This is a genomic window from Sphingomonas sp., from assembly GCF_019635515.1.
In the GTDB taxonomy this organism is placed as follows: Bacteria; Pseudomonadota; Alphaproteobacteria; order Sphingomonadales; family Sphingomonadaceae; genus Sphingomonas.
Window position 1 is genome coordinate 121,944 of the sequence record NZ_JAHBZI010000001.1, and the last position, 11,891, is coordinate 133,834.

Annotated in this window: 6 protein-coding genes; 1 reads left to right on the top strand and 5 read right to left on the bottom strand. The window is 66.7% G+C overall.

The window, feature by feature from the left end; translation table 11 throughout:
* Nucleotides 1-101: 101 nt before the first annotated feature.
* The 5 genes from KF730_RS00715 to KF730_RS00735 all read right to left on the bottom strand — a co-directional run bounded on the left by KF730_RS00715 (nt 102) and on the right by KF730_RS00735 (nt 5,977).
* Nucleotides 102-1,769 (bottom strand): DUF87 domain-containing protein, encoded by a 1,668-nt coding sequence (locus KF730_RS00715; RefSeq protein WP_294091567.1) that lies wholly within the window; start codon nt 1,767-1,769, stop codon nt 102-104.
* Between the two features lie 102 nt (nt 1,770-1,871).
* Nucleotides 1,872-2,645, bottom strand: coding sequence for a TIGR02186 family protein (locus KF730_RS00720; protein ID WP_294091568.1), 774 nt, complete (start codon nt 2,643-2,645; stop codon nt 1,872-1,874).
* Nucleotides 2,642-3,556, bottom strand: coding sequence for a sulfite exporter TauE/SafE family protein (locus KF730_RS00725; RefSeq protein WP_294091569.1), 915 nt, complete (start codon nt 3,554-3,556; stop codon nt 2,642-2,644). Before KF730_RS00725 ends, KF730_RS00720 begins: the two co-directional genes overlap by 4 nt.
* A gap of 49 nt (nt 3,557-3,605) precedes the next feature.
* Nucleotides 3,606-4,109, bottom strand: a complete 504-nt coding sequence (locus KF730_RS00730) for a hypothetical protein (protein WP_294091570.1) — start codon at nt 4,107-4,109, stop codon at nt 3,606-3,608.
* 476 nt (nt 4,110-4,585) lie between these two features.
* A complete protein-coding gene (locus KF730_RS00735; RefSeq protein WP_294091571.1) occupies nt 4,586-5,977 on the bottom strand; it encodes a glycosyl transferase family protein in 1,392 nt (463 codons plus the stop codon).
* Between the two features lie 154 nt (nt 5,978-6,131).
* On the opposite strand from KF730_RS00735, the gene KF730_RS00740 reads away from it, so the two are divergent.
* Nucleotides 6,132-11,885, top strand: a complete 5,754-nt coding sequence (locus KF730_RS00740; RefSeq protein WP_294091572.1) for an MG2 domain-containing protein — start codon at nt 6,132-6,134, stop codon at nt 11,883-11,885.
* Nucleotides 11,886-11,891: the final 6 nt, after the last annotated feature.

Sequence of the window (11,891 nt, forward strand, 5' to 3'; positions counted from 1 at the left end):
CCATTTTTGCTGGCGCAGCATTGTTACATCAGCGCGTAACGAAATTTCACAACCACCGTGAAAAGTGCGAAGCTAAGCCGCACTTCTCCAACAGTAGCGACTTATTTGCCCTGCGAGCGCCAACGGCGAATCGTGCGGTCGAGGATCTGATCCTCGCCACCACTCTCGCGCCACAGCTCGCTGAACAGCGGGTCTTCGGACGCCGGGCGCTTATTCTCTTCGAGGTTGTCGAACAGCAGACGGATTGGGGTCGAGACGCCTTCGCCGACCGCGATGCACTCCCGGTTACGCAGTGCCGGAATCGAATCGAGAAAGCCGCGCGCGCCTTCGGGCATCGCCGCCTTGACGAAGGCCTGGTCGCGCTCGTTGTTGAGGCGCATCGACAGGATCGTGCCGCATTGCGAGAGCACGCCTTCGGCCAGGTCCGACGGGCGCTGGGTGATCAGGCCCAGCGAGACGCCGTATTTGCGGCCTTCCTTGGCGATGCGGCTGAGGATGCGGCCGACCGAGGACCCGTCGGCGTTGCGCTCGTTGGGGACGTAGCGATGCGCTTCCTCGCAGACGAGCAGCACCGGCCGCTTGGCCTCGCCGCGCGACCAGATCGCGAAGTCGAACACCATGCGGCTCAGAACGGCCACCACGACCGACGTGATCTCGCTCGGCACACCGGAGACGTCGATGATCGAGATCGGCTTGCCCTCGCCGGGCAGGCGGAAGATGCGGGCGATGAACTGCGCCATCGTGTCGGCGACGAGCATGCCCGAGAACATGAAGGCATAGCGCGGATCGGCCTTGATCTCGTCGATCTTGGAGCGGAGCCGCAGATAGGGGGCGGTGTCGGTCGCCTTGTCCATCTTGCCCATTTCGAGCTGGATGATCTGGGTCAGGTCGCTGAGCAGATACGGAACCGGCGCATCGACGGTGAGCTTGCCGATCTCGGCGGCGAGGCGGTTCTTCGACTTGGCCATGAGCAGGCATTTGGCGAAGATGTCGGCATCGACTTGGCGGTCCGAGCCCTGGGTGGTCAGGAAGACCTCGCAATGCTCTTCGAAGTTCATCAGCCAGTACGGCATCTGCAGGTTCGAGACGTCGTAGAGCGCGCCGGTGTTCTTGAAGGCGCTGGCATATTCGCCGTGGGGATCGACCATGACGATATGGCCCTGCGGCGCACGTTCGCAGATGCGGTGAAGGATCAGCGCGGCGGCGGTCGATTTGCCGGTGCCGGTCGATCCCAGCAGCGCGAAATGCTTGCCGAGCATCGAATCGACATAGAGCGCGGCGCGGATGTCCCTGGTCGGATAGACATGGCCGATTTCGATATGGGCGCGGTCTTCGGCGGCGTAGATCTGCTTGAGATCGGCGGTCGAGACCGGGAACACCGGGCAGCCCGGCGTCGGATAGCGGGTCACGCCGCGGCGGAATTTGTAGAGCTTGGCCGTAAGCCGTTCCTCATCACCTTCGCCAAGGAAGTCGATCTGCGCGGCGATATGCTCGCCGTCGAGCTTCAGGGAACGAATATTGGCGATCAGCCAGGTCGAGCCGACGCGCATCTTGACCTGTGCACCGACCTGGCCGGCATTGGCGATGGCGTTGTCCGAATTGCCGCCCAGCGCCTCGATGGCATCGGGGTCGAGCAGGATCTGGCTCGACGAGCCGGCGATTTCCAGCACCGCGCCGATCGGCTGGATGGCGGCACGCGCGGGTGCGGCAGCGTCCGAAGAAAGAGGCGTCGCACCTTCGAAATCGCGCGCGCCGAACTGGCCTTCCATCGGTTGCTCCCCGTTGTCAGGCCCTTTTTGCGCGCGGGAAGTAAAGATACGGTGTGTTTTTCGGTGGTTAGAAAACGCGTGGCGGCAGCAATGTGCGTTCAATCAAAAACGCCGCCAGATCGCGCCCGCGCCCCAGCCGAACAGGATTGATAACGCTACCGCGACGATCCCGTAGATCCAGCTATGATCCTCGGCGCTGGTGGCGATGAAGCGCTCGAAGCCGGACTTGCGGATGTCGATCGGACGCACCGCGGCGGCGAGGACGCGGCCGTCGCGGATCAGGAAGGTCTCGGCGGTGAATTTGCCGACCGGCACGCGCGCCGGAATTTGCACGCGGGCGCGATAGAGCACGCCGTCGGTGATCTCGACCGCCTTGGGTGCCTCGTAATAGAGCCCGGCCCGGGTGCGCAGATCGACCAGGCCCTTGTCGAAACGGTCCTGCACCGCCGGCGCCGCGCCCGATGCGGGGGAGAGTTGAAGGCTGTCGACGCCGAGTTCGTAGATCGCCCGGGTGCGCTCATCGACAAGGGTACGGATCGGTTTGGACGAGGCGACCGCGAAGAAACTCGGCGCCGAGCGGTAGCGCATCCGCTCGGCATTGACCCAGATGCCCGCGACCTTCTCCTTCTCGCGGACCTGCACCGCCTGGGTCGGGCCCTTGACGACTACGACGATGTCGGCCGGTTTCTCGCCATCGGCGGGCGCGCGGCCGCCGGGATAGAGGATCGCGCCGAACAGCAGCAGCTCGGCGCCGGTAAAGGAATATGCGATCTCGATATCGCGCTGCGAGACGTCGGGCACCAGCACCGGCTTGGGGCCCGTCTGACTTTGGCCCATCAGCAGCGGCGCGAGCAAAAGGGCCGCGAGGCGCTTCACAGCAATTCGACCGTATAGATGTCGTCGGGACGCCAGGCGAGGCCGAGCAGCATCCGCAGCGCCACCGCCAGCACGATGATCGCCAGCGCCAGCCGCATATATTCGGGCTTCATCTTCTGGGCGAAGCGCGCGCCGATCTGCGCACCAACCACCGACCCGACCAGCAGCAGCGCGGCGAGGACGATATCGACCGCTTTGGTGGTGGTGGCGTGGACCATCGTCGCGGCGGCGGTGACGAACAGGATCTGGAACAGCGAAGTGCCGACCACGACCTGCGTGCCCATGCCGAGCAGATAGAGCATCGCTGGCACGAGGACGAAGCCGCCGCCGACCCCGAGCAGTACGGTCAGGATGCCAGTGAAAAAGCCGAGCAAAAGCGGCGCTAGCGGCGAGATATAGAGACCCGAGCGATAGAAGCGCCAGCGCAGCGGCAGCATCGCCACCAGCGGATGATGCCGGCGGCGGCGCGGCCTCGCCGCCGCGCGACCCTGCGTCACGCGGATCGCGCCGATCGATTCGTGGAGCATCAGTCCGCCGATCGACCCGAGCATCAGCACATAGAGAATCGCGATCACCGTATCGATCTGCCCGCTCGCCTGCAGGATCGTGAACAGCGCCGCGCCGGCCACGCTGCCGATCACGCCGCCGGCGATCAGCACCAGACCCATATGGATATCGACGCCGTCGCGGCGGAGGTGCGCGAACACGCCGGAAACGCTCGCCCCGGTCACCTGGCTCGCGGCCGAGGCGGCGGCGACGGTGGGTGGAATGCCGTAGAAGATCAGCAGCGGCGTGGTCAGGAACCCGCCGCCGACGCCGAACATCCCCGAGAGGAACCCGACGCCCAGCCCCAGCGCGGCGATGACCAGCGCGTTGACCGAGAGATTGGCGATCGGAAGGTAGAGGTCCATTGGCTGAGCGCGATACCGCGTCGCGCCCGGCGGTGCAAAAGGCTTGGCGCTAGAAGTCGCCGCCAATCGTCAGCGCCAGTCCCGAACCTGGCCGCGCGCGGCCGGCGATGCGCTGGCGCCAGTCGAGCGAGAGGCGCGCCTTGCCCAGCGACAGCGTCGCCGACGGACCAATATCGAGCCGCTGCGCGTCACGTTGCGCGCCGCCCCATACGCCGGCACCGAGCGAGATGCGCGTCAGGACCGGGTGGGTGATGCGGATCGCACCGTCGGCATAGGGGTCGATCCGCCCGCGCAATATCCCGCCGGCCTGGCCATAGCCTTCGAGGCGGAGGGCCCTGGTCTCGCGGTACAGCCCGGCGACGATTCCGGCGCCGGTGCCGCCCACCGCACCATCCACGCCGGTGCGCTGCTCGATTGCGATCCGGACCGGCGCCTTCCACGGTTGCCATTCGATTCCGATCGCGGCTTCGCCGCCCCTGCCGGCGAGCGGCGCGCTGCCGCGCGCGAACAGCGCTATGCGCTGTCGTGGCGCCAGCAGATACGCGATTCGCAAACCGGCTTGACCGCCACCCAATTGCCCGCCCGGCGCTGTGCCGGTACCCTGACCACCGCGTGCGACGAGCCATCCACTTGCGGACCAGCGCTCTGGCGGAGAAGCGGTATGCGGTGGCTGTGACAGCACGACTTGTGGCGGCTCGAAACGGTCGGGTGCCTGGGCGCTCGGTAGCGACGGTATCGTCAGGGTTTGCACCGTAAATATCGGCTGGACAGCGAGGGTCGGTAAAATGGGCCTGGTTTCGATACGGCGTGGCAGGCTCCTGCCAAGGTGATGCGCGGGTAGACGCAGCGCAAAAGGGGTTTCGGCTGCCGGAGTAGTCGGTGGCTTGGCAACTGGTCTGCGGGCAAGCGGGACCAGCGCCTCGATCGCATCAGGCAGGGAGCCGGTCTGCGGCCACAACCATGCCACACGCGCGCCTACCCAAATGATGCAAACCAGCCCGACGAAGCGAATCGGTCGGCCGCGTGCGGTCACGCGGTTACGCGCTCAGGATGGTCCGGGAACTGATGATCGGTCTTGTCCCAGCGCGGCGTCGCGCCGGCCAGCATCGTCACATACGCCAGCAACGCTCGCCGCGCCGCGAGCAAGGCGATGATATTGCCAATAAAGACGCGCGGCACCGACCACATCGCCTCGCGCCAGCCATAGCCGCGCCAGACGAACAGTGCGCGGACGAGCAAACGCCAGCCGAGCAAGGCGATATTGACCCACAATAATGCCTGCATCAGCGGGGGCAATGCGGGCGGGGGACTGCTCGCAAAGATATGCGCGCCGACCGAGGTGCCCCAGATCACCAGCGCGCCATAGGCGATCGCCAGCACCGGCATCGCCAGCGTCGCGCGGCGGTCGCGCATCCGCATCCAGTGATCGCCGATATCACCGGCATGGCCCCAGCCGATACGGTCCCATCCGGCCAGCGCGATGCCATTCAACCAGCGCGCCTTTTGCCGCACTGCTCCGCCCAGCGTGTCGGGGAAATAGGCGCGCACCGCGACCGGACGTCCGCCCGGCCGCTCGGCGACGCGGGCGAGCGCGGTTTCGCCGCCCATCGCCGCCACCGTCAGCCCCAGTTCGTAATCCTCGGTCAGGCTGGTCGCATCGAAGGGCACGCCGCCGCGCGCATCGGCGATCCGCTCGAGCATCTCGCGGCGCACCGCGCAGCCGACCCCGGCGAGCGGCATTCCCGCGCCCAATGCCTGACGGACGACCAGCGACTTGGCATGCGCTTCGGCGAATTCGTCGCAATAATGCCCGGCGACGAAGCGCGAGCGCGGATGCGGGAGCGGCAGCACCGGCAGCTGGACCGCGGCGTAGCGCCGCAGCCATTGCGCGTAGACGCGTAGTTCCAGCGGGTGGACGACATCCTCGGCATCGTGGAGCACGACCGCCGAGACCGGCGCGCGCTCGGCAATTTCGTCGCGGAGCATCGCTCGCCACAGCGCATTGAGGCAATCGGCCTTGGTGGTCGGCCCTGCCTCCGCGCCGATCACCAGCCGGACGCGATGATCGTCGCGAGCGACCACCGCGACGGCTTCGATCGTGGCGCGATCGTTGGGATAGGTGCCGACATAGAGAAGATAGTCGCCATGATCGAAGCGGGCGAGCGCGGTGTGTAGCATCGCGCCGATCACCGCTGATTCGTCCCATGCGGGAATGAACACCGCGATCCGGCCCGGTGGCGGCGCGTCCTCCGGCGAGGGCGTGCCGCGCGGCGGGCGCAGCCGCGCCTTGAGCCGCCGCGCGGCGTAGATCACATCGATCGCGAGATCGTCGAGCCCGCCGACCAGGAACCACACCGCCGCGAACAGTGTCGCCTCGCGCGCGGCGGCATCGATCGCCGCGATCCAGATTCCCCCATCCACCGGCTATCCTCCCCAAAACGGAGGGAAAACCATCCGAAACGGAGTCGCAATCGGGGATGGGTCCGAAACGGATCAGCCGGCAAAGGTTAATTCGCAGTTGGACTAGTTGTCCGCGCACGATAGGGTGCTTCCCGCTGCCACAGGGGAAGTTGCCATGAAGCTCGTTGCTCGGCTCGGGATATTGGCGCTTGTCGCCGCACCGTTTGGAGCGATCGCCGCCTTTGGCGACAGCAGCCCGCAAGTCGAAATGGCGACACCCGGCGTGGGCAATGGCGCGATCGAGCGCTTCACCGCTCGCTTCAACACGGCGATGGTGCCGCTCGGCGATCCGCGCGCGGCTTCGCCCTTCACGGTTGAATGTCCGATCGGCGGCGAGGGCCGCTGGGTCGATCAGCAGACCTTCGTCTACGAGTTCGCCAGCCCGCTCCCCGGCGGCATCACCTGCAAGTTCAAGAACCGCGACAAGCTCAAGAGCCTGTCGGGCTATGCCGTGGTCGGCCAGTCGGAATTCACGGTCGATAGCGGCGGGCCGATCGCCCGCGAAGTGCTGCCGAGCCGCTATGGCAGCGAGATCGAGGAAGACCAGGTCTTCCTCGTCTCGGCCAATCTCGCTCCCGATCCGGCGTCGGTCGCGGCCAACGCCTATTGCGCGGTGGACGGCGTCGGCGAGAAAATTCCGGTCGATGTGCTGCCGGCGGATACCGCGCCGAAATTGCTCGCCGATCTCGGCACCGATCGCTGGGAAGTGCAGAGCTTCCTGAACGATTCGGGCTTGCCGCAGGCGCTGCCCGCCGCCGCCGAGGATCGCGCCAGGGCGCTCGCCAGCGTCGTCGCGCTCAAGTGCCGCCGTCCGCTGCCGCCTGGTCGCGATGTCGCGGTCGTCTGGGGCAAGGACATCAAGAGCGCGTCGGGCCGCGCCGCCGGCGCCGATCAGCGTTTCGACTTCACTGTGCGCAAGCCGTTCGCGGCGCGCTTCGAATGCTCGCGGGTCAATCCGCAGGCGGGCTGCAACCCGGTCAAGGATGCCTGGGTGCGCTTCTCCGCGCCGATCGCCAAGGCGCAGGCCGAAGCGGTGCGGATCACCCTGCCCGACGGCAAGCAGCTGACCCCGATCTTCAACGACGATGACAAGAACAAGGCGTTTGTCGGCGACCTCAAGTTCAAGGCGCCGTTGCCGGCCGCGCTCACCGCCAAGCTGAGTCTGCCGGGTGATGTGGTGGATGAGAGCGGACGCAAGCTTTCCAACGCAGAACGCTTCCCGCTCGACGTGAAGTTCGATGCACCACCGCCGCTGGTGAAATTCGCCGCCGACTTCGGCATCATCGAAGCGAAGGCGGGCGTGCCGACGCTGCCGGTCACGGTGCGCAACGTCGAGGCCGAGCTGGGCGGCAGCCGCATGGATGTCGGCGGACAGAGCCTCAAGGTCGAGGGCGGTGACGGCGAGATCGCCAAATGGCTGCGCGCGCTCGACGATGCCGCCGAGGATAAATCCGACGAGGTCAAGCAGGGCAAGGAAACGGTCACCATCAATCAGACCGGCGCCAAGCCGTTGCTGACGCCGGCCACCGGCAAGCCGTTCAAGCTCGGCCTGCCGGGCAAGGGCAAGGAATTCGAAGTCGTCGGGATTCCGCTGGAGAAGCCCGGATTCTATATCGTCGAGCTGGCATCGCCGATGCTGGGACAGGCGCTGCTCGGTCGCAACGCGCCGCGCTATGTCGCGGCCGGCGCGCTCGTCACCAATATGAGCGTGCATTTCAAATGGGGCCGCGAGCAGTCGCTGGTCTGGGTGACCGCGCTCGATACCGGCGCGGGGGTCAGCGCCGATGTGCAGGTGACCGACAGCTGCACGGGGCAGGTGCTCGCCAAGGGAAAGAGCGATGCCTCGGGACGCTTGACCGTCCCCGCCGGGCTGCCCGAGCCGGAGACCTATGCGAGTTGCGAGAACGGTAACAATTCCCCGCTGATGATCTCGGCGCGCAGCGGCGACGATTTCAGCTTCACCCTCACCGAATGGGGTCAGGGGATCCGCCCGTACGACTTCGATTTGAATTATGGCTACAGCGCCGCCGAGGACGTGTTCCACACCGTCTTCGATCGCGCCCTCGTCCGGCAGGGCGAAACGATCCACATGAAGCATATCGTCCGCAAGCCGATCGCCGCCGGCTTCGGCATGTCGCCGGCCTTCACCGGCAAACTGCGCCTGTCGCACCGCGGATCGGACACCAATTACGATCTGCCGCTGACCATCGACGCCAATGGCGTCGGCGAGACCGAATGGACCGCGCCGGCGGGCGCCAAGATGGGCGATTACGATGTCCAGGTGCTCGTCAAGCAGGGCGGCGAGGACAAGACGATCTGGACGCAGCAATCGTTCAAGGTCGATGAATACAAGCTGCCGACGATGCGCGCGACGGTGAACGGGCCGAAAGAGGCCGCGGTACGGCCGGCCTCGCTGCCGCTGGACCTTTTCGTCGGCTATCTCTCGGGCGGCGGCGCGGCCAATCTGCCGGTCGAGCTGCGCGTCGGCTATTACAATAGCAGCGACACGCCCGACGGTTATGAAGGCTATAGCTTTGGCGGCCGGGCGATGACCGAAGGCACCAAGCCGATGGACGGCGAGGGCGAGGACGAAACCGTCCAGTTGCCGCCGACCCAGACGCTGCCGGTCAGCTTGGGCGGCGACGGCACGGCGCGGACCACGGTGGAGGTACCGCAGACCTTCGAGCAGCGCACCTCGATGGCGATCGAGATGGATTATCAGGACGCCAACGGCCAGATCCTGACCGCGTCGCGGCGCATCCCGATCTATACGTCCGCAGTCCAGCTTGGCATCAAGACCGATGGCTGGCTGATGAAGCAGGACGATCTGCGCCTGCGCTTCGTCGCGCTCGATACCTCGGGCAAGCCGCTCGCCAACCAGTCGGTCTCGGTCGAGCTCTACAGCCGCGAGATATTGACCGCACGGCGGCGGCTGATCGGCGGCTTCTACGCCTATGACAACCAGATGAAGACGACGCGGCTGAGCAGCACCTGCTCGGCGACCACCGACGCGCAGGGGCTGGCCCAGTGCGCGCTCGATCCGGGCGTATCGGGCGAAGTCTATGCGGTGGCGACCACGAAGGATGCCAACGGCAATGTCGCGCGTGCCACCCAGTCGGTGTGGCTGGTCGGCGACGACGACTGGTGGTTTGGCGGCGACAATGGCGACCGCATGGACGTCATTCCCGAAAAGACCTCGTACAAGGCCGGCGAGACCGCGAAATTCCAGGTCCGGATGCCGTTCCGCGACGCGACCGCGCTGGTGACCGTCGAGCGCGAAGGCGTGCTTTCGAGCTTCGTCGTCGGGCTGACGGGCAAGGATCCGGTGATCGAAGTGCCGATGCCGGCCGCCTACGCCCCCGATGTGTTCGTATCGGTGATGGCGGTGCGCGGGCGCGTCTCGGGCTGGAGCCAGTGGACCGCCGACCTCGCCAAGAACTGGGGCATGCCGTTCTCGAAGGACGGGCCGAGCGAGACGGCGACGGTCGATCTCGCCAAGCCCGCCTATCGCCTCGGCATCGCCAAGGTGAAGGTCGGCTGGGAAGGGCATAAGCTCGATGTCGCGGTGAAGGCCGACAAGGCGACCTATGGCGCGCGCAACACCGCGGCGGTCGACGTTACGGTCAAGACCCCTGACGGCAAGCCGGCGGCGACTGCGGACGTCGCGTTCGCGGCGGTCGATGAGGCGTTGCTCCAGCTCGCGCCGAACGACAGCTGGGATGTGCTGACCGCAATGATGGGCGATCGCCCGATCTCGGTGCTGACCTCGACCGCGCAGACGCAGGTCGTCGGCAAAAGGCATTACGGCAAGAAGGCGGTCGAGGCCGGCGGCGGCGGTGGCGGCGATCTCTCCGGGCTCAACCGCGAGAATTTCCAGCCGGTCTTGCTGTGGAAGGGCAAGGTCGCGCTCGATACCAATGGCCATGCCCGCATCGACGTGCCGCTCAACGATGCGCTGTCGTCGTTCAAGCTGGTCGCGATCGCCACCGATGGCGCGCAACTGTTCGGCACCGGATCCGCCAGCGTCAGAACCTCGCAGGATCTGTCGATCTATGCCGGCGTGCCGCAGCTTGTTCGTACCGGCGATACGTTCGGCGGCATGTTCACGCTGCGCAACGGTTCGAGCAAGCCGATGAAGGTGACCGCTACGGTCGAGCTCAGCCCCAAGGTGGCGACGGGCAAGGCGCTGACGGTCGAGATTCCGGCGGGCGGCGCCGCGCCGGTGGTGTGGAACCTGACCGCGCCGGCCTCGGCGGGGCAGGTGACCTGGACGGTCTCGGCGCGCTCCGAAGACGGCAAGGCGACCGACAGGGTGACGACCGTGCAGGAGATCATTCCCGCGGTTCCGGTCGAGACCTGGGCGGCGAGCCTGGCGCGGATCGACGGCGGGACCAGCTTCTCGATCGCACCGCCGGCGGGCGCGTTGCCCGGCTTCGGGATGGTCGAGGTCAGCCTCGCCGATACGCTCGCGCCGCCGCTGCAGGGCGTGCGCGACTATATGGCGGCCTATCCCTATAGCTGTCTCGAGCAACGCACGTCGAAGGCGATCGCGCTGGGCGATACCGGCGCGTGGAACCTGATCGCCGGCGAGATGCCCGCCTATCTCGATAATGACGGACTGCTGCGCTACTTCCCGGGCGACTGGCCGGGTTCGGAATCGCTGACCGCCTATATCCTCGCCATCACCTCGGAAGCGGGCCTGCCGCTTCCCGAAGGGCCGCGCGCCAAGATGATCGAGGCGCTGAAGGGCGTGCTCGACGGGCGGCTTCGCCATGAGGATTATGGCGATGTCCGTCTCCAGCGGCTGGCGGCGTTCAATGCGCTGGCGCGCGCGGGCGCGGCAACCCCCAACATGGTCGGCCAGGTCGGGATCGGCGTGGCGGAAATGCCGACATCGTCGCTCGCCGATTATGCGGTGGCGCTCGGCAAGGTGTCTGGCCTTGCCAATGGCCAGCAGCTTCGCCTCGACGCCGAAGCCACGCTGCGCAAGCGCCTGGTCTATGAGGGCACGCGGATCGACATCTCGGACAAGGGCAATATGCCGTGGTGGCTGATGGCCTCCGACGACGAAGCGGCGATCAAGGCGCTGTTGTCGACGCTCGGCCGCCCCGGCTGGCAGGACGATACCGCCAAGATGATGGTCGGCCTCGCCATGCGCCAGCAGCGCGGCCATTGGGATACGACGCCGGCCAATGCCTGGGGCACGATCGCCGCGCGCAAGTTCATGGCGGCGTATCCGGCCGAGGCGATCGCCGGGATCACGACGGCGACGCTCGGCAGCGCGACGGTCAGCCGCAGCTGGCCGCTGCTCGAGCCGCAGCGGCTGTTCACGCTGCCGCTGCCCGCGCAGACCACCCCGCTGGCGCTGACCCAGTCGGGCGGCGCCGGACCGTGGGCGTTCGTTCGGGTCAAGGCGGCGGTGCCGCTGACCCAGCCGCTGATGGCCGGATACAAGGCGACCAGGAAAGTCGAGGCGGTCAAGCAGGCGGTGCCGAACGCGTGGACGCGCGGTGACGTCGTCAAGGTCACGATCAGCGTCGAAGCCTCGGCCGAGCGCAACTGGGTTGTGATCAACGATCCGGTGCCGACCGGCGCGACGATCGTCGGCAATCTCGGCGGCCAGTCCGAGATGCTCGGCAGCCAGGGCGGGACCAGCGACGGCGTATCCCCAAGCTATATCGAGCGCGGACGCGAAGCGTGGCGGGCCTATTATGGCTGGGTGCCGCGCGGCAGCTTCACCATCTCCTATGTGATGCGGCTCGATGCGGCTGGGACGTTCAGCCTGCCGGCGACGCGGATCGAGGCGATGTACTCGCCCGAGATCCGCGCGCAGATCCCGAACCAGCCGATGGTGGTCGCCCAGCGGTGAAGGTTT